This window comes from Ferrovibrio sp. (genome assembly GCF_046297895.1).
GTDB lineage: Bacteria > Pseudomonadota > Alphaproteobacteria > Ferrovibrionales > Ferrovibrionaceae > Ferrovibrio.
In genome coordinates this window covers 115,294-133,930 of the sequence record NZ_JBKBHC010000009.1, presented here as the reverse complement: position 1 = coordinate 133,930, position 18,637 = coordinate 115,294, and the positions used below count along the sequence as shown (strand labels likewise).

Annotated in this window: 19 protein-coding genes and 1 riboswitch; of the genes, 15 read left to right on the top strand and 4 right to left on the bottom strand. The window is 64.9% G+C overall.

Going from position 1 to position 18,637, the window contains the following annotated elements:
* Nucleotides 1-12 precede the first annotated feature (12 nt).
* The 8 genes from ureC to glpK are packed head-to-tail and all read left to right on the top strand — an operon-like array spanning nt 13 to nt 6,550.
* Complete coding sequence (gene ureC, locus ACK4FK_RS16180) at nt 13-1,785, top strand: urease subunit alpha (protein ID WP_409746206.1); 1,773 nt, start codon at nt 13-15, stop codon at nt 1,783-1,785.
* Between the two features lie 2 nt (nt 1,786-1,787).
* Nucleotides 1,788-2,375, top strand: a complete 588-nt coding sequence (locus ACK4FK_RS16175) for an urease accessory protein UreE (protein ID WP_409746205.1) — start codon at nt 1,788-1,790, stop codon at nt 2,373-2,375.
* Entirely contained in the window at nt 2,359-3,078 is a 720-nt protein-coding gene (locus ACK4FK_RS16170) for an urease accessory protein UreF (RefSeq protein ID WP_409746204.1), read from the top strand. Before ACK4FK_RS16175 ends, ACK4FK_RS16170 begins: the two co-directional genes overlap by 17 nt.
* Nucleotides 3,075-3,695 (top strand): urease accessory protein UreG, encoded by a 621-nt coding sequence (gene ureG, locus ACK4FK_RS16165; protein WP_409746203.1) that lies wholly within the window; start codon nt 3,075-3,077, stop codon nt 3,693-3,695. The genes ACK4FK_RS16170 and ureG overlap by 4 nt, the downstream gene beginning before the upstream one ends.
* Nucleotides 3,696-3,701: 6 nt before the next feature.
* Entirely contained in the window at nt 3,702-4,061 is a 360-nt protein-coding gene (locus ACK4FK_RS16160) for a DUF805 domain-containing protein (protein WP_409746202.1), read from the top strand.
* A 60-nt stretch (nt 4,062-4,121) separates the two neighbouring features.
* Nucleotides 4,122-4,790: a bifunctional 4-hydroxy-2-oxoglutarate aldolase/2-dehydro-3-deoxy-phosphogluconate aldolase gene (locus ACK4FK_RS16155; protein ID WP_409746201.1), complete on the top strand. Its 669-nt coding sequence runs from the start codon at nt 4,122-4,124 to the stop codon at nt 4,788-4,790.
* Between the two features lie 2 nt (nt 4,791-4,792).
* Entirely contained in the window at nt 4,793-5,041 is a 249-nt protein-coding gene (locus tag ACK4FK_RS16150) for a DUF1272 domain-containing protein (RefSeq protein WP_409746200.1), read from the top strand.
* A 3-nt stretch (nt 5,042-5,044) separates the two neighbouring features.
* Nucleotides 5,045-6,550 (top strand): glycerol kinase GlpK, encoded by a 1,506-nt coding sequence (gene glpK / locus ACK4FK_RS16145; protein WP_409746199.1) that lies wholly within the window; start codon nt 5,045-5,047, stop codon nt 6,548-6,550.
* Between the two features lie 19 nt (nt 6,551-6,569).
* Here glpK and ACK4FK_RS16140 read toward each other — a convergent pair whose 3' ends face one another.
* Nucleotides 6,570-7,604 (bottom strand): helix-turn-helix domain-containing protein, encoded by a 1,035-nt coding sequence (locus ACK4FK_RS16140; protein WP_409746198.1) that lies wholly within the window; start codon nt 7,602-7,604, stop codon nt 6,570-6,572.
* Nucleotides 7,605-7,872: 268 nt separating this feature from the next.
* On the opposite strand from ACK4FK_RS16140, the gene ACK4FK_RS16135 reads away from it, so the two are divergent.
* The 6 genes from ACK4FK_RS16135 (at nt 7,873) to ACK4FK_RS16110 (ending at nt 13,836) form a co-directional block, all read left to right on the top strand.
* On the top strand, nt 7,873-8,565 hold the full coding sequence (locus ACK4FK_RS16135; RefSeq protein WP_409746197.1) for a hypothetical protein: 693 nt from the start codon (nt 7,873-7,875) through the stop codon (nt 8,563-8,565).
* A 377-nt stretch (nt 8,566-8,942) separates the two neighbouring features.
* Nucleotides 8,943-9,503 carry a F0F1 ATP synthase subunit delta gene (locus ACK4FK_RS16130; protein WP_409746196.1) on the top strand — a complete coding sequence of 187 codons (561 nt, stop codon included), beginning with the start codon at nt 8,943-8,945 and terminating at the stop codon, nt 9,501-9,503.
* Nucleotides 9,503-11,032: a F0F1 ATP synthase subunit alpha gene (atpA, locus tag ACK4FK_RS16125; RefSeq protein ID WP_409746195.1), complete on the top strand. Its 1,530-nt coding sequence runs from the start codon at nt 9,503-9,505 to the stop codon at nt 11,030-11,032. The genes ACK4FK_RS16130 and atpA overlap by 1 nt, the downstream gene beginning before the upstream one ends.
* Nucleotides 11,033-11,054: 22 nt before the next feature.
* Nucleotides 11,055-11,942 carry a F0F1 ATP synthase subunit gamma gene (locus ACK4FK_RS16120; protein ID WP_409746194.1) on the top strand — a complete coding sequence of 296 codons (888 nt, stop codon included), beginning with the start codon at nt 11,055-11,057 and terminating at the stop codon, nt 11,940-11,942.
* Between the two features lie 44 nt (nt 11,943-11,986).
* The gene (gene atpD / locus ACK4FK_RS16115) at nt 11,987-13,411 is read left to right on the top strand and encodes a F0F1 ATP synthase subunit beta (RefSeq protein ID WP_409746193.1); all 1,425 of its coding nucleotides are present in this window, start codon (nt 11,987-11,989) and stop codon (nt 13,409-13,411) included.
* A gap of 23 nt (nt 13,412-13,434) precedes the next feature.
* Entirely contained in the window at nt 13,435-13,836 is a 402-nt protein-coding gene (locus ACK4FK_RS16110) for a F0F1 ATP synthase subunit epsilon (protein WP_409746192.1), read from the top strand.
* A gap of 54 nt (nt 13,837-13,890) precedes the next feature.
* Here ACK4FK_RS16110 and bluB read toward each other — a convergent pair whose 3' ends face one another.
* Together bluB and thiC are read right to left on the bottom strand one after the other, a co-directional pair.
* Nucleotides 13,891-14,535, bottom strand: coding sequence for a 5,6-dimethylbenzimidazole synthase (gene bluB, locus ACK4FK_RS16105; protein WP_409746191.1), 645 nt, complete (start codon nt 14,533-14,535; stop codon nt 13,891-13,893).
* On the bottom strand, nt 14,532-16,334 hold the full coding sequence (gene thiC, locus ACK4FK_RS16100) for a phosphomethylpyrimidine synthase ThiC (protein WP_409746190.1): 1,803 nt from the start codon (nt 16,332-16,334) through the stop codon (nt 14,532-14,534). Before thiC ends, bluB begins: the two co-directional genes overlap by 4 nt.
* Nucleotides 16,335-16,411: 77 nt before the next feature.
* Nucleotides 16,412-16,537: riboswitch (TPP riboswitch) on the bottom strand.
* Nucleotides 16,538-16,673: 136 nt separating this feature from the next.
* On the opposite strand from thiC, the gene ACK4FK_RS16095 reads away from it, so the two are divergent.
* Nucleotides 16,674-17,894: an ATP-binding protein gene (locus ACK4FK_RS16095; RefSeq protein ID WP_409746189.1), complete on the top strand. Its 1,221-nt coding sequence runs from the start codon at nt 16,674-16,676 to the stop codon at nt 17,892-17,894.
* On the opposite strand, the gene radC is transcribed toward ACK4FK_RS16095, so the two are convergent.
* The gene (radC, locus tag ACK4FK_RS16090) at nt 17,891-18,592 is read right to left on the bottom strand and encodes a RadC family protein (RefSeq protein WP_409746188.1); all 702 of its coding nucleotides are present in this window, start codon (nt 18,590-18,592) and stop codon (nt 17,891-17,893) included. The genes ACK4FK_RS16095 and radC overlap by 4 nt on opposite strands.
* Nucleotides 18,593-18,637 lie beyond the last annotated feature (45 nt).

Genomic DNA, 18,637 nt, shown 5'->3' with positions numbered 1-18,637 from the left:
GGAGTACGAACCATGGCGATCCGCATTCCCCGTTCCGCCTATGCCGGCATGTATGGCCCCACATTGGGCGACAAGGTCCGGCTGGCCGATACCGACATCATCATCGAGGTGGAAAAGGATTTCACCGCGCAGCCTCCGGTCCATGCGCCCAGCAAGGGCCATCCGGATGGTTATGCCGCTAACACGCCGCTTTATGGCGAGGAAGTGAAGTTCGGCGGCGGCAAGGTGATCCGCGACGGCATGGGCCAGAGCCAGGTCACCAATGCCGCCGGCGCGGTCGACACCGTGATCACCAACGCCCTGATCCTGGATCACTGGGGCATCGTGAAGGCCGATATCGGCCTTAAAAACGGCCGCATCGTCGGCATCGGCAAGGCCGGCAATCCCGATATCCAGCCCGGCGTCGATATCATCATCGGTCCGGGCACCGAGGCGATCGCGGGCGAGGGCAAGATCGTCACCGCCGGTGGCTTCGACGCCCATATCCACTTCATCTGCCCGCAGCAGATCGAGGAAGCGCTTTACTCGGGCGTCACCACCATGATGGGTGGCGGCACCGGCCCGGCGGCCGGCACCTCGGCCACCACCTGCACGCCGGGTCCGTTCCACATCATGCGCATGCTGCAGGCGGCCGAGGCTTTCCCGATGAATATCGGCCTGCTGGGCAAAGGCAATGCCGCCTTGCCCGATGGGCTGGTCGAGCAGGTCGCCGCTGGCGTCTGCGGCCTCAAACTGCACGAGGACTGGGGCACCACGCCGGCCGCCATCGACAACTGCCTCAACGTGGCCGAGTTGCATGACATCCAGGTGGCGATTCACACCGACACGCTGAACGAAAGCGGCTTCGTGGAAGACACCATCGCCGCCTTCAAGCACCGCACCATCCATGCCTTCCACACCGAAGGCGCTGGCGGCGGTCACGCGCCCGACATCATCCGCGTCGCCGGCCTGGCCAATGTGCTGCCGTCGTCCACCAATCCGACCATGCCCTACACGGTCAACACCGTGGACGAGCATCTCGACATGCTGATGGTCTGCCACCATCTCGATCAGCGCATCCCCGAAGACGTGGCCTTCGCCGACAGCCGCATCCGGCGCGAGACCATTGCCGCCGAAGACATCCTGCACGATCTCGGCGCCTTTTCGATGATGTCGTCCGACAGCCAGGCCATGGGCCGGGTGGGCGAGGTGATCATTCGCACCTGGCAGACAGCCGACAAGATGAAGAAGCAGCGCGGCCGGCTGCCCGAGGAAAAAGGCGACAACGACAATGTCCGTGCCAAACGCTATATCGCCAAATACACCATCAATCCCGCACTGTCTCATGGCGTGGCACACGAGATCGGTTCGATCGAGATCGGCAAGTTCGCCGACCTGGTGATCTGGTCGCCGGCCTTCTTCGGCGTGAAACCCGACATGGTGCTGAAGGGCGGCTCGATTGCCGCCGCGCCCATGGGCGATCCCAATGCCTCGATCCCCACGCCGCAGCCGGTCCATTACCGTCCGATGTTCGCCAGCTTCGGCCGCAACATGGTGCAGAGCAGTCTCACCTTTGTCAGCCAGGCGGCCATCGACAACAACATCACCGCGAAATTCGGGCTGCAGCGCCCGCTGGTGGCGGTGAAGGGCTGCCGCAAGGTGAAGAAGCAGGACATGGTTCACAATGCCTACATGCCGAAGATCGAGGTCGATCCGGAAACCTATGTGGTGCGTGCCGACGGCCAGCTGCTCACCTGCGAACCGGCTTCAGTGCTCGCCATGGCGCAGCGGTATTTTTTGTTCTGATCATGCTGCGCGCCACCGAAGTCATGCCATCCGGCCACTGGCCCGCGTCCGAGCGTCGTGCCACCGTCACGCTGGCGCATCATGATCGCCATCGCCGCCGCATCCGTCTCACCGCCGATGACGGCATGGTTTTCCTGCTCGACCTGCCCGAGGCGACGCTGCTGCGCGACGGCGACGGGCTGAAACTGGAGCAGGGCGGCTATGTTGAAGTGAAGGCAGCCATCGAGCCGCTGGTGGAAGTGCGCGCCGCCTCGCCGCAGCTGCTGGCGAGGCTGGCCTGGCATCTGGGCAACCGCCACCTGCCGGCCGCCATCCATGCCGACCGCATCCTGATCCGCGACGACCATGTGATCGTCGACATGCTGAAAGGCCTCGGCGCCAGCGTGCAGGCCGTGGAGGCGCCCTTCGATCCCGAAGGCGGCGCCTATGGCCAGCATAACCACGATCCGGCGCATCCCTATGGCCTCGGCTCGCGCTATGGCAAACACGAACACGGCCATGTCCATGGGGGTCATGCCCATGTGCATCCCCATGCCGACGATCCCGGGCACGAGCACGACCATAGCCACGATCATGACCACAAGCATTGAGGCGGATCGCATCGCGCCCGGCGATCTCTATCGCCTGCTGGCCTGGTTCTCGCCCAGCTATCCGATCGGTGCCTTTTCCTACAGCCACGGCATCGAATTTGCGGTCGAAACCGGCCGGGTGAAAAATGCCGCCACGCTCAGCGCCTGGATCGGCCATATCCTGCGCCATGGCGCTGCCTGGGTCGATGCCGTGCTGCTGAAGGAAGCTTACATGGCTGCCAGTACATCAGAAGAGGGCGATGCCGCACGGCTGGAAGAGTTGGCCGATCTCGCCGTCGCCTGGCGCGGCACGGCCGAAACCGCGCTGGAAAGCGCGCAGCAGGGCGGCTCCTTCGTGATGGTCACGCGCGCCGCTTGGGGCCATCCCACCATCGATGACTTTGCCGCCGCGCGCGGCGAGCGGCCGGTGGCCTTGAGCATCGCCATCGGCGTGTCGGCCGCCGCGCACAAATTGCCGCTGCGCCCCGTGCTGGCCGCCTGCCTGCATGCCTTCGCCGCCAACCTGGTCTCGGCAGCCGTGCGCCTGATCCCACTGGGCCAGACCGATGGCCAGCGGGCGCTTTCTATCCTGTTGCCGGTGGTGGACAGCGTGGCAGACTGCGCGCTGGCCTGCCCGCTGGACGAGTGCGGCACGGCGGCGCCGATGGTCGACCTGATGTCGATGTTGCACGAAACCCAGTATACGAGGCTGTTCCGGTCATGAGTTCCTCTAATAGCAATCCCCTGCGCGTCGGTATCGGTGGTCCTGTCGGTTCGGGCAAAACCGCTTTGGTCGAACGGCTCTGCCGTCACCTGCGCGACGACTGGAACATCGCCGTCGTCACCAACGACATCTACACCAAGGAAGACGCCGAATTCCTGACCCGCGCCAACGCGCTGGCACCCGAACGTATCGCCGGCGTCGAAACCGGCGGCTGCCCGCATACGGCAATCCGCGAGGATGCCTCGATCAATTTGGCGGCCGTGGCCGAGATGCAGAAGAAATTTCCCGGTCTCGACGTGATCTTCGTCGAATCCGGCGGCGACAACCTGGCCGCCACCTTTTCGCCCGAACTGGCCGACATCACCATCTACGTGATCGACGTCTCAGCCGGCGACAAGATTCCGCGCAAGGGCGGCCCGGGCATCACGCGGTCCGACCTGCTGGTGATCAACAAGATCGACCTCGCCCCGCTGGTCGGCGCTTCGCTGGAGGTGATGGATCGCGATGCGAAGAAAATGCGCGGCCAGCGCCCCTTCATTTTCGCCAACCTGAAGGCCGAGAAGGGCGTGGCCGAGATCGCCGATTTCATCCTGAAAAGCGGCGGGCTGAAGGAATAGGGCATAGTGGCGGGTGAGCCATTTCATCATGATCTTTTCCGGTTTTCGGGCCGCCGTCGCCGTGGCTCGTTTATCAATCTAACCCTTGTCGTGCTCTTCTCAGCCGTTCTTGTGGCGATCATTGGTTCGACACTTGCCCCCATCGGCCTTGTCCTGATCTGGCTATATGTCGTTCCTGTCTCCACCCTCTATAATATCGCCGGTGCGCAACGCTGCCGCGATTTCGGGTGGAGCGGCTGGGCCGTCTTAATGAATTATGTGCCAATTCTCGGTTTTGCCTTCTGGCTGGTGCTGCTCTTTTACCCTGGTACGCGCGGCCCGAATCGCTACGGCCCCGATCCACGCGAGGCTCACCCCTACGCCTAGGCAGTAGCCTTCCCCGGTTTTCTCCGGCTATCCTGTGCAAAACAAACACAGGGAGGAATCATGCCGGACAAGGCCAGTGAGAAGACTGTGGAGCGTACCGCCGCCATCGATGCTATCCTGAACCGCGCGCCGGTGATTCCGGTGCTGGTCGTGGAAGATGCCGCCCAGGCCGTGCCGCTGGCCAAGGCCCTGGCGGCGGGCGGCTTGTCCGTGCTGGAAATCACCCTGCGTTCGGCCGCGGCCCTGGAGGCGATCAAGCGCATCGCGGCGGAAGTGCCAGAGGCCATCGTCGGCGCCGGCACGGTGCTGAATGCCGCGCAATTCGCCGCCAGTCAGCTGGCCGGCGCCAAATTCGTGATTTCGCCCGGCGCGACAGAGGCTCTGTATTATGCCGCCAAGGATACCGGTCTGCCCTATCTGCCGGCGGTGGCCACGGCCAGCGAGATCATGCGCGCTCTGGAGCAGGGTTTCACGCGCGCCAAATTCTTCCCCGCCGAGGCGACGGGCGGCATTGCGGCGCTAAAAAGCCTGGCCGGGCCTTTCCCGCAGATGCGGTTCTGCCCCACCGGCGGCATCACGGAAGGCAACCTTGGCGCCTATGCCGCGCTGCCGAACGTGGCCAGCGTCGGCGGCTCCTGGCTGGCGCCGAAGGAGATGCTGCAGAAAAACGACTGGGCCGGCATTACCGCCCTGGCGAAAAAGGCCGTGCAGATCGCTAAGGGAGCGTAGACATGCTTGAACTCCGCCCGAACTGTGAGTGCTGCAACACCGACCTGCCGCCCGACGCGGCTGCGATGATCTGCAGCTTCGAATGCACCTTCTGCCGCGACTGCGGCGAAGGCACGCTGAAAGGCGTCTGTCCCAATTGCGGCGGCGGGCTGGTGGCGCGGCCGATCCGCCCGGCATCCAAACTGGGCAAATACCCCGCCAGCACCAAGCGTGTATTCAAGGCCGAGGGCTGCGCGGCTGCGGCGGAATAAGACATGAGTAAATTCGTTCTCGCCATCGACCAAGGCACCACGTCGTCGCGCGCCATCGTCTTCGATGGCGGAGGCCTGCCCGTCGCTGTCGCCCAGAAGGAGCTGACCCAGCATTATCCCGCCGATGGCTGGGTCGAGCATGATGCCGAGGAGATCTGGCGCGACGTGCAGAGCGTGATGCGCGAGGCGGTGGCCAAGGCCGGCCTGCGCGGCGGCGACATCGCCGCCATCGGCATCACCAACCAGCGCGAAACCACCGTGGTCTGGGAACGCGCTAGCGGCCGGCCGATCCACCGCGCCATCGTCTGGCAGGACCGCCGCACGGCCGAAACCTGCCGCCAGAAGCTGGCCGATGGCCTGGGCAATCATGTGCAGCAGAAGACCGGCCTGCTGATCGACAGCTATTTCTCCGCCACCAAGATCGCCTGGCTGCTCGACCATGTGCCCGGGGCGCGGGCGCGGGCGGAGAAGGGTGAATTGTGCTTTGGCACCATCGATTCATTTCTGCTGTTCCGCCTCACCGGCGGACCAGGAAAGACTGGCGTGCATGCGACAGATGCTACCAATGCCTCGCGCAGCATGCTGTTCGACATCCATGCTCAAGCATGGGACGACACGCTGCTGAAAGTCTTCGACGTGCCGCGTGCCATGCTGCCCGAGGTGAAGGACTGCAGCGGCATGTTTGGTGCCGCCACGCCCGACATCCTCGGCCATGCCGTTCCGGTGGCCGGCATCGCCGGGGACCAGCAGGCCGCTTTGTTCGGCCAGGCCTGTTTCCAGCCCGGCATGGTGAAATCCACCTACGGCACCGGCTGCTTCGCGCTGGTCAACATCGGCGACAAACCCGTGCGTTCGGAAAACCGCCTGCTCACCACGGTGGCCTATCGCCTGAACGGCGAAACCACCTATGCGCTGGAAGGCTCGATTTTCGTGGCGGGCGCGGCCGTGAAATGGCTGCGCGACGGCTTGCATCTGGTGAAGGATGCCGCCGAGACCGCCACACTGGCTGCCGCCGTGCCGGAAACCCATGGCGTCTATCTGGTGCCGGCCTTTGTCGGCCTTGGTGCGCCCTACTGGGACCCGGATGCGCGCGGCGCGCTGCTCGGTCTCACGCTGGATGCGGGTGCGGCGCATATCGCGCGCGCCACGCTGGAATCGGTCGCCTACCAGACGCGTGACCTCACCGCGGCGATGAAATCCGATGGTGCCGCCTCGCCCACGGCGCTCCGCGTCGATGGCGGCATGGTGGCCAACGACTGGCTCTGCCAGTTCCTGGCCGACATGCTGGATGTGGCGGTCGAGCGCCCGAAGGTGATCGAGACGACGGCGCTCGGCGCGGCCTATCTGGCCGGGCTGGCGGAGGGCGTCTATTCCGGGCTGGATGCCGTGGCCTATGGCTGGCATCGCGAGCGCCGCTTCGAGCCGCGCATGAATGCCGCCACGCGCCAGCGGCTTTATGCCGGCTGGCAGGATGCCGTCGGCCGCGTATTGAGCAGAAAGCCCGGCTAATCGGTTACCGACTGATCTTTCAACTACCGGCCAGGCCGCGCGCCCAGGTCCACATCGCCTGCACGGCCGTTTCCGCCGTGCCGCCTTTGGCCAGCGCAGGCAGGGCAGGGCGGTTGCCGCCACGCTCGCGCGCCTCGCGCGGTGTCATGCCGAAATGGGCGCGAAACAGGCTGCTGAAATGGCTCGGCGAGGAAAAGCCGTAATCCAGCGCGATGTCGAAGATGCGGCGATGCGCCCGGGCCGGCGCGCTGATGGCGCGGAAACAGGCCATCAGGCGGCGCCGCTGGATATGCTCGCGCACGCCGCCCAGCGGCTGGAACAGGCGATATAACGTGGCGCGCGAGCAGCGGAACTGCCGGCACAGGCTTTCGGCATCCAGCGCAGGGTCGCTCAGGTGGGCGTCGATATGGCGGCAGATCGTGGTCAGCGTCGTGCCCTTGGCCGGCGTCGCCGCGATGTCGCGATGGCGGGTCAGCGCATCCAGCAACGCCAGCGTGCCCTGCGCGATCGCGTCGGCTTCGGCTGCCGCCGCTCGATCCAGTGTCTGGCGCAGCGACAGCATGTGATTGGCAAAGACCCGTGCCGAGGCTGAATGGTCTTCGAACAGTGCGCCACAGCGATCCAGCAATTGCGGCAATTCCCCTTGCAGCAGTTCGCGCGGCAGGATGAGGGTGAGGGTATCGGCTTCGGTTGATTCCGCCTGCACCTCTCGGCCCAGATTGACCATGGTGATGTTGTCCGGATGCTGCACGAAGTCATTGCCGCCATTGACCACGCGGTTGCGGCCGGACACGAAGAACTGGACGGTGCAATGGTCCACATCGCCGTGGCGGGCCAGCCAGGCGGCATCGCGGCTGAAGCGCTGCGGCCCGAAGCGGGTGTCGATCAGCAGCATCTGGCCCAGATGATATTGCCGGATCGCCGGCGGCGCGGCCGCGGGTGCCAGAGCCTGTGTGTCGTAATAGATCGCCAGGCTCTGACGCCACAATTCGGGCAAGGCCTCGTCGGGGACCATGCCCGGCAGAAGGGCAGCGCTGGGGATCGATCCGCTCATGCCAGCCCTTGCCCCCATATCTGCTGTTTTGCCTAGCGGGCATTAGGGCATGCCTTTTGGCCCAGAGCAACGACAGGTTGGGTTAATGGAAATGAATTTTGCGCGGCGCCTCCAGTAACCTGAGACGCAAACAACAGATTTCCGAGATTCCTAGACAATCCCGACTGTGCGCCTTCTGGTAGTTTTCCACCATCCCAGAACGGGATGGTTAACCACAGAAGGGGGCATGATCATGGATCGGCAAGATGTTCTTGATGGGGAAACTCTGATGGCGCCGGCGCTGCCGGAGCCGGGTTTATTGCCGTGGCGGCAGGCGGATGGAGGCGGTACGCAGGTGGCATTGCCGCTGCATGATGCCGATGCCATTCTGGCGATGCAGGCCGGCCTGGCGGTGGCGGTGGCGCAATGCGAGGCGGCGCTTGGCGCGCTCGACGACATTGCGCGGCAGATCGCCAAGATCCGCGCCCAGATTGCCGTGCTGGGCGAACGCGGCCTGGCCGGGCCGGAGCAGGATATCCTGCGCAATAATATCGGCCTGCTGGTGGGGCGGATCGAGGCCTGCATCGCCCGCGCCGGCAGCAATGGCCGCAACCTGCTGCGGGGCGAGGGATTCGACCCCACCCTGAATCTCGACGACAGGCAGGCTGCCGAATTGGCCGGCGCCGAGGATGGCGCCTCGCGCAGCCTGGCCGAGGCGGCGACGGGCCTGCTGGCCGAACAGGGCGGCATGGCCAACTGGCTGTCGATGTCGCCGCCCAACACCTTCGTCGCCAGCTATCTGTTGGACGGTTTCGCGCATCGGGTCGAAACGCGCCTGGTCGCGCTGGCGGTGCAGAAGCAGGCGCTGGAAGACCGCTGCGCCTTCGTTGCGGCGACTCTGCTCGCCGCAGGCGAGGCGCCCCCGCCGGGTCTTGCCATCGCGGCCCAGGATATCGCCCATGCCGAAGCCTGCCTGAGCTGAGGCAGTTGCCAGTGCGAGAACCCGCGGGCCCTGGCGGCGATTGGCGAGGGTTGGGGATAACTGTCGATAATTGATACTGATTGGCTGGTTTTGGCCAGTTTGGGCCGTTCTCTCCGGTTCCGACGCCGCTTTTTATGACCTGCCGGATAAGTGCGGCGAAAGGCGCAGAAGACCGCGCCGGCCTCGCTGTTGCGCCGCCGAAACCCGTATGCTAGTTAAGCGCGGCTTTCGCGCCGGGGGGCTTTGTGAAGGCATCGGCCGCCCCGTGAATTCCTTAGACTGTTCAAGGTCTTAAGCGGAGCGTCGGGAGGGTGGCCAGGGCCAGTGGGCCCGAGTCCCGGCCGGCGGTTCCGCGTCCTAGAGAAGAAGGGTCGTTCGTGGCTCAGGAATCAACGCTCGTTTCCGGTATTGCCGGCCGCTACGCAACGGCGCTGTTCGATCTGGCGCGCGATGCCGGCCAGCTCGACACCGTCGCCAAGGATCTCGACAGCCTGTCTGCCATGCTGGCCCAGTCGGCCGATCTGGTACGCCTGGTTCGTTCGCCGGTCTTCAGCCGCGAGGAACAGGCTCGCGCCATCGCCGCCGTAGCCGAAAAGGCCGGCTTCGGCGACTTGGTGCGCCGTTTCCTCGGCGTGGTGGCCAACAACCGCCGCCTGTTCGTGCTGGCGGATGCCATCGCCGCTTTCAAAAGCCTGCTCAGCCACCATCGCGGCGAAGCGGTTGCCGAGGTCGTTTCGGCCGTGCCGCTGTCGGATGCGCAGCTTGCGCAGATCAAGTCTTCGCTGTCGTCGGAAGCCGCCGGCAACGTTGTCATCAACGCCAAGGTCGATCCCTCGCTGATCGGCGGTCTGGTCGTCAAACTCGGCTCGCGCATGATCGATGCGTCGGTCCGTACCAAACTCAATAATCTCAAGTCCGCTATGAAAGGGGTTGCGTGATGGACATCCGCGCCGCAGAGATTTCGGAAATCCTGAAGACGCAGATCAAGAATTTCGGCACCGAAGCCGAAGTTTCTGAAGTCGGCCAGGTGCTCAGCATCGGCGACGGCATTGCGCGCGTCCATGGCCTCGACAAGGTCCAGGCCGGCGAAATGGTCGAGTTCCCGGGCGGCGTGAAGGGCATGGCCCTGAACCTCGAGACCGACAACGTCGGCGTCGTGATCTTCGGCGATGACCGTGGCATCAAGGAAGGCGATACCGTCAAGCGGACCGGCGCCATCGTGGACGTGCCGGTCGGCAAGGGCCTGCTCGGCCGCGTCGTTGACGCACTCGGGAACCCGATCGACGGCAAGGGCCCGCTGACCGACGTTAAGCGCGCCCGCATGGAAGTGAAGGCCCCGGGCATCATTCCGCGCAAGTCGGTGCATGAGCCGATGCAGACCGGCCTGAAGGCGCTCGACGCGCTGGTGCCCGTCGGCCGCGGCCAGCGCGAGCTGATCATCGGCGACCGCCAGACCGGCAAGACCGCCGTGGCCGTCGACACCATCCTGAACCAGAAGTCGGTCAACAAGGCCGGCGACGAGAAGAAGAAGCTGTACTGCATCTACGTCGCGGTCGGCCAGAAGCGCTCGACGGTCGCCCAGGTCGTGAAGACCCTGGAAGAGGCCGGCGCGATGGAATACTCGATCGTGGTCGCCGCCACAGCAAGCGAGCCCGCCCCGCTGCAGTTCCTGGCGCCCTATACCGGTTGCGCCATGGGCGAGTTCTTCCGCGACAACGGCATGCATGCCGTGATCATCTATGACGATCTGTCCAAGCAGGCCGTCGCCTACCGCCAGATGTCGCTGCTGCTGCGCCGTCCGCCGGGCCGCGAAGCCTATCCGGGCGACGTGTTCTACATCCACTCGCGCCTGCTGGAACGCGCCGCGAAGATGAATGACAAGATGGGCGCCGGTTCGCTCACCGCCCTGCCGGTCATCGAGACCCAGGCCGGCGACGTGTCGGCCTACATTCCGACCAACGTCATCTCGATCACCGACGGCCAGATCTTCCTCGAGACCGAGCTGTTCTATAAGGGCATCCGCCCCGCCATCAACGTCGGCCTCTCGGTCAGCCGCGTCGGTTCGGCCGCCCAGATCAAGGCAATGAAGCAGGTGGCCGGTTCGATCAAGCTGGAACTCGCGCAGTACCGCGAAATGGCCGCCTTCGCCCAGTTCGGCTCGGATCTCGATCCGGCGACCCAGCGCCTGCTGAACCGCGGCGCCCGTCTGACCGAACTGCTCAAGCAGCCGCAGTACCAGCCGCTGCCGGTCGAGGAACAGGTCGTGTCGATTTATGCCGGCGTGAAGGGCTATCTCGACAAGCATCCGGTGGGTGCCGTCACCCGCTACGAGCAGACCCTGCTGAATCTGGTGCGCTCCAAGCATGCCGACATCCTGCAGGGCATCCGCGAGCAGCAGGCCCTGACGCCGGACCTGGAAGCCAAGCTCAAGGCCGTGCTCGACGAGCTCGCCAAGACCTTCGCCTGAGCCGGCTTTAGGGTAGCGCGTCATGCCTAGCCTCAAGAGCCTCCGCGTTCGGATCAACTCGGTCAAATCGACCCAGAAGATCACGAAGGCGATGAAGATGGTGGCAGCCAGCAAGCTGCGCCGCGCCCAGGAGGCCGCGGAAGCGGCCCGGCCCTATGCCGAACGCATGGCCGGCATCCTGGCCTCGCTGGCGGCCGGCCAGAACGGCGCCGAAAACGCGCCGAAGCTGCTGGTCGGCAACGGCAAGGATCAGGTGCATCTCCTGATCGTCGCCACCGCCGAGCGCGGCCTTTGCGGCGCGTTCAATTCCTCGATCGTCAAGCTGGCCCGCCGCAAGATCGAGGAGCTGACCGCCCAGGGCAAGACAGTCAAGATCCTCTGCGTCGGCAAGAAGGGCCGCGACCAGCTGCGTCGCGATCATGCCTCCAAGATTATCGACACCGTCGATCTCTCGAAGGTCAAGAAGGTCGGTTTCGCCGAGGCACAGGAAATCGCCGACCGCGCGCTGGCCATGTTCGAGGCCGGCGAGTTCGACGTCGCGCATATCTTCTTCAACAACTTCAAGTCGGTGATAAGCCAGATCCCCACCGTGCAGCAGCTCATCCCGGCCATGGTCGCCGGCGCGGGCGCCGGTGCGGCTCCGGATCTTGGCGGCGCGATCTATGAGTTCGAGCCCGACGAGGAAGCCATCTTGAACCAGCTTCTGCCGCGGAACCTGTCGATGCAGGTCTATCGCGCTCTGCTGGAGAACGCGGCTTCCGAGATGGGCGCGAAGATGACGGCGATGGACAACGCCACGCGCAACGCCGGTGAAATGATCAAGAAGTTGACGACGGTCTACAATCGGTCGCGTCAGGCCCAGATCACCAAAGAGCTTATTGAAATCATCTCCGGCGCCGAGGCCGTGTAACGGCGCGCGCTGGCAGGAACGACATAGAAGGACGGAGCAGCATCATGGCTACGAACAAGGCGGGTCGCATCACCCAGGTTATCGGCGCGGTCGTCGACGTTCAGTTCGACGGGCATCTGCCGGCGATCCTGAACGCCCTGTATTGCACCAACCAGGGCAACCATCTGGTGCTCGAAGTGGCGCAGCACCTGGGCGAAAACACCGTCCGCACCATCGCGATGGACTCGACCGACGGTCTGGTCCGCGGCATGGAAGTCACCGATACCGGCGCGCCGATCTCGGTGCCGGTGGGCCAGGAGACGCTGGGCCGCATCATCAACGTGATCGGCCAGCCGATCGACGAACGCGGCCCGGTGAATGCCAAGCAGGCCGCCCCGATCCATGCCGCCGCGCCGGCTTACGTCGACCAGTCGACCGAGCAGAAGGTGCTGGTCACCGGCATCAAGGTCGTCGACCTGCTCGCGCCCTATGCCAAGGGCGGCAAGATCGGCCTGTTCGGCGGCGCCGGCGTGGGCAAGACCGTGCTGATCATGGAGCTGATCAACAACATCGCGAAGACGCACGGCGGCTACTCGGTGTTCGCCGGCGTCGGCGAGCGTACCCGCGAGGGTAACGACCTCTATCACGAAATGATGGAATCGGGCGTCATCAAGACCGACGGCCCGGGCTCGAAGGTGGCCCTGGTGTACGGCCAGATGAACGAGCCGCCGGGCGCCCGCGCCCGCGTCGCGCTGACCGGTCTGACGCTGGCGGAATATTTCCGCGACCAGGAAGGCCAGGACGTGCTGTTCTTCGTCGACAACATCTTCCGCTTCACCCAGGCGGGTTCGGAAGTGTCGGCGCTGCTCGGCCGTATCCCCTCGGCGGTGGGTTACCAGCCGACGCTGGCCACCGACATGGGTGCCCTGCAGGAGCGCATCACCTCCACCAACAAGGGCTCGATCACCTCGGTGCAGGCCATTTACGTGCCCGCCGACGACTTGACCGACCCAGCCCCGGCCACCTCGTTCTCGCATCTTGACGCCACCACGGTGTTGAGCCGCCAGATCGCCGAGCTGGGCATCTACCCGGCCGTGGACCCGCTTGACTCCACCTCGCGCATCCTGGATCCGCGCATCGTCGGCGACGAACACTATGCCGTCGCCCGCCGCGTGCAGGAAATCCTGCAGAGCTACAAGTCGCTGCAGGACATCATCGCCATCCTGGGCATGGACGAGCTGTCGGAAGAAGACAAGCTCACCGTGGCCCGCGCCCGCAAGATCCAGCGCTTCCTGAGCCAGCCCTTCGACGTGGCCCAGGTCTTCACCGGTTCGCCGGGCGTGCAGGTTCCGCTGGCCGAGACCATCCGCGGCTTCAAGGAAATCTGCGACGGCAAGCACGACCATCTGCCGGAATCGGCCTTCTACATGGTCGGCACCATCGACGAGGCGATTGCCAAGGCGAAGAAGCTGGCGGCCGAGGCGGCCTGAGCCGCAAGGTAAGGAGTTAAACCATGGCGGATAGCGTCAGGTTCGAACTGGTATCGCCGGAGAAGCTGCTCCTGGCCGTCGACGCCGAAATGGTGGTCGTGCCGGGCGAGGGCGGTGATTTCGGCGTGCTGCCGGGCCACACCCCGCTGATCTCGACGATCCGCAACGGCGTCATCGAGGTCACGGTGAACGGCAGCGTGGCCGAGCGCATCTTCGTCGCCGGCGGCTTCGCCGAAGTCGCCAACGACAAGCTGACCGTGCTGGCAGAAGAAGCCGTGCCGGTGAAGCATCTCGACCGCGCCAAGCTGGAGCAGGCGCTCAAGGATGCCCGCGAGGATGTCGAGGACGCCAAGGACGATCACGCCCGCGCCCGCGCCCAGGCGAATGTCGAGAAATACACCGCCATGCTCGAGGCGGCGGCGTAAGTCGTCTTTGAATGAATAACGCAACGGCCGGGTTTCTGCCCGGCCGTTTTCGTTTCAGCGCTTCATGATCTGCCCGGCCACGCTGCGCCGGTGCTCCCAGCCGCGGCGCTCCAGTTCCGGCGTGTCGGCCTCATCCTCGGGCCAGCCGACGCATAAATACGCCACCAGCTTCCAGCCTGCCGGCACCTCGAGGTCGCGGGTGAGGGTCTCCGGCTCCAGGATCGAGACCCAGCCCACGCCCAGGCCATGGGCCCGGGCGGCCAGCCAGAAGCCGTAGACCGCCATCACGGTGGAATAGTCCAGCATCTCGGGCATGGTGCGGCGGCCCAGGCCATGGCCCTGCGCCGTGTCCTCGTCGCAGAAGACGGCCAGATGCACTGGCGCCTCTTTCAGGCCGGCCAGTTTCAGCGTGGCATAGAGCCTCGCCTGTTCGCCGCTGTAATCGGCCAGGGCCTCGGCATTCGCCCGCTCGAAATTGGCGATCACCTTGGCGCGCCGCGCCGGCTCTTCCACCAGCACAAAGCGCCAGGGCTGGCTGTTACCCACGCTGGGCGCGAGGGCGGCCAACTCCAGCAGATGCGTCACTAGCGCCGGCGGCACAGGGCTGCTGCGGAAATGCCGCACGTCGCGCCGCCAGGCCAGCAGTTCGGCCAGCCTGTTCTGGAAACCTTCGTCGAAGACCGGCGGGTCGTGGCTCATGGGGCGGGATGATATATCTCGCCTCCCTCGCTGCGGAAGCGCTCCGCCATCTCTGTCATGCCCTGCTGCGCCGCCTGCCGCACCTCCTGGCTGATTTTCATCGAGCAGAATTTCGGCCCGCACATCGAGCAGAAATGCGCGGTCTTGTGCGCTTCCTTCGGCAGGGTCTGGTCGTGGAACTGGGCCGCCGTCTCGGGGTCCAGGCTTAAGTTGAACTGGTCCTCCCAGCGGAATTCGAAGCGGGCACGGCTCAGGGCATCGTCGCGGCGCGCGGCGCCGGGATGGCCTTTGGCCAGATCGGCGGCATGGGCGGCGATGCGATAGGTGATCACGCCGGTCTTCACGTCGTTGCGGTCGGGCAGGCCGAGATGCTCCTTCGGCGTGACGTAGCAGAGCATGGCGCAGCCATACCAGCCAATCATCGCCGCACCGATGCCGCTGGTGATGTGATCGTAGCCCGGGGCGATATCGGTGGTGAGCGGCCCCAGCGTGTAGAAGGGCGCCTCGCCGCAGGATTTGAGCTGCTTGTCCATGTTGGCCTTGATCTTGTGCATGGCGACATGGCCCGGCCCTTCGACCATCACCTGCACGCCTTTTTCCCAGGCGATTTTGGTCAGTTCGCCCAGAGTCTCCAGCTCGGCGAACTGCGCGGCATCGTTGGCATCCGCCGTCGAGCCCGGCCGCAGGCCGTCGCCCAGCGAGAAGCTGATGTCGTAGGCCCGCATGATGTCGCAGATCTCCTCGAAATGCGTGTAGAGGAAATTCTCCTCATGATGCGCCAGGCACCATTTCGCCATGATCGAGCCGCCGCGGCTGACGATGCCGGTGATGCGATTGGCGGTAAGCGGGATATAGCTGAGCCGCACGCCGGCATGGATGGTGAAATAATCCACGCCCTGCTCGGCCTGCTCGATCAGGGTGTCGCGATAGATCTCCCAGGTCAGGTCCTCGGCGCGGCCATTCACCTTCTCCAAGGCCTGGTAGATCGGTACGGTGCCGATCGGCACCGGCGAATTGCGGATGATCCAGTCGCGGATATTGTGGATGTTGCGGCCGGTGGAGAGGTCCATCACCGTATCGGCGCCCCAGCGGATCGCCCAGACCATCTTGTCGACTTCCTCGGCCACGGAAGAGGTGACGGCGGAATTGCCGATATTGGCATTCACCTTCACCAGGAAGTTGCGGCCGATGATCATCGGCTCCAGCTCCGGATGGTTGATGTTGCAGGGAATGATGGCGCGGCCACAGGCGATTTCCTCGCGCACGAATTCGGGCGTCACGAAATCCGGGATGGAAGCCCCGAAGTCCTCGCCATCACGCAGATTTTGATCTTTTTGGGCCAGTTCCTTGCGCGCCTCGTTCTCGCGGATGGCAACGTATTCCATCTCCGGCGTGACGATACCGCGCCGGGCATATTCGAACTGCGTCACGGCGGCATCGCCTCTGGCGCGCAGCGGCCGGTGAGAAAGCGGAAATGCAGGCACGCTGCTGATGCCGCCATTATCGGCGGCCTGCACGGCGCGGCCGTCATAGGCCTCCACATCGCCGCGTGCCTCGATCAGCGCTTTGCGCCAGCGCGGCAGGCCCCGGTTGATGTCGATCTCGGCCTCGGGATCGGTATAGGGACCGGAAGTGTCGTAGACCGGCAGGGGCGGCTCATTGGCCGAGGGATGCGTCGCGATCTCGCGATGCGGTACGCGCAGCTCGGGATAAAGATGGCCGGGCTGATAGACCTTGACCGAGGCCGGCAGCGGGCCCGTGGTGATGTGGAAGTTCGGGGCGTCGGTAAGCTTGTCCATGGGATTTCCTCTTCGCGAGACGACAGGAAATCCGGGATGTGGTGGATGTTCGCGGAATGCAGGCGGCAGCTGGACCTGGCGCGCCTCACGACCGTTCCCTCCGCCGGCATGACCCGGATCAGGTTCTTAGGGTCACGGCGTTGCAAGGAACGAACTTGCCGGCCGAATCTCAGCGCCCTAGCGGCGCCCCCCTCGGTAGGACGGATGGTGGCGCAGGGATTACCAATCGTCAACCTGACAACCGCAATGCGAATTTGCCAATCTAGTTCACAGTTTACAGGGCAAATCCGGCTGTTCATGCTGTTTGGGCCGAATCGGCGGGCGGGAAACCTTGCGCATATGAAGGGATTGCAGAGCTACTTGGCCGGGTTCTTCGCCGGACCGCAGCTGCGTGCCCTGCAGGAGGAGCGGCGCGCCGCCGAAGGCCGGTTCCGCGACGTGACCAGCCTCAGCGCCGACTGGATATGGGAAACCGACGCTGCGCTGCGCTACACCTTCATGTCGGACCGCGTGGAGACCGTGACAGGCCTGCCGGCCAGCCATTATATCGGCCGCTCGCGTATCGAGATGTATGGCAGCGATTCTGCCACCGCCGATCCATTCCTGCGCCGGCATATCGAGGATCTGCAGGCGCGCCGGCCATTCTCCGATCTGGTGCAGTGGCTCAACCGCCCGCGCGGGCTGGTCTGCATCAGCGTCAGCGGCATGCCGCGCTACGACGAGAGCGGGGCCTTTATCGGCTATATCGGCATCGGCCGCGATGTGACCGAGGAGCAGCAGCAACGCCGCCGCCTGGAGGACATGAACCACGCCCTGGCCGCAGCGCGCGACCAGGCCCTGCGCGCGTCAAAAAGCAAATCCACCTTCCTGGCCCATATGAGCCACGAATTGCGCACGCCCATGAATGCCATCCTTGGCTTTGCCGAGGTTATGAAGGATCAGGTGGTCGGTCCGCTCGAAGATCGCTATCGCGCCTATGCCGGCTATATCCACGACAGCGCGTCGCACCTGCTCAGCCTGATCAACGACGTGCTTGATCTCTCCAAGATCGAGGCCGGCGCCTATGAGCTGAACGAGAGCCAGATCGACCTGCCGGCCGTGGCCGGCCGCGCCCTGCGCCAGATCGAAGGCATGGCACGCGATGGCGGCATCGAACTGGACAACGGCCTGCCGGCCATCCTGCCGCCGTTATTCGCCGATCAGCGCGCGGTATTCCAGATTCTGATCAACCTTCTCAGCAACGCGGTGAAGTTCACGCCTGCCGGTGGCAGGGTGACCTTGTTTGCCGTGGTGGAGGCGGGGGGTGGCATTGCCTTCGGCGTGCGCGATACGGGGATAGGGATGGGCGAAGCCGATATCGCCAAGGCGCTGCAGCGTTTCGGCCAGATCGACAACGTCCTGACCCGCCAGCATCAGGGCTCCGGCCTGGGTTTGCCGTTGGTGCAGGAACTGACGCTGCTGCATGGCGGCAGCGTGTCCATCGACTCCGCGCCGGGGCAGGGTACCTGCGTGACCGTGCGCTTCGGCGCCGATCGCATGGCCAACGCGCCGGTCGCCTAGATCAGTCCCTTCTCGCGCAAGGACACATGGCCCTTGCGGCCGACGATCAGGTGGTCGTGCAGCTCGATGCCCATCACGGAGGCCGCCTGGCGTACCTGGCGCGTCATCTCGATATCGGCGCGCGATGGCGTCGGATCGCCGCTCGGGTGGTTGTGCACCAGGATCAGGGCAGCGGCATTCAGTTCCAGCGCGCGCTTCACCACCTCGCGCGGATAGACCGGCGTGTGATCCACCGTGCCGCGCTGCTGCGCCTCGTCGGCGATGATCTGGTTTTTGCGGTCGAGAAACAGGATCCGGAACTGCTCCACGCCTTCATGCTGCAGCGCGGCGCGGCAGTAGTCGAGTAGGGCCTGCCAGTTGGAAATCGCCGGCCGCTGCATGGCGTCTTCCTTCAGCAGCCGCAAGCCGGCCTCGCGCGTGACCTTCAGTGCGGCGATCACCGCCTCGCCACAGCCCGGCACCTTCATCAGCCGCTCTGGCGCCGCCGACAGAACGGCACCCAGAGAGCCGCATTCGGCAATCAGCGCCTTGGCCAGCGGCTTGACGTCGCCGTTGCGGAACACGCCGAACAGGATCAGCTCGAGGATTTCATAATCGGGTATGCCGGCGCCGCCGCTTTCCAGGAAACGGGCGCGCAATCTTGCGCGATGGCCGTGGTAATGCGGTTTTGCCTCTGCGTCGTCGTCTGCGGCAGTCATGGCCTTCGCGGTCCGGTGCCGCAGCCTAGCATGCCGGCGATGGCA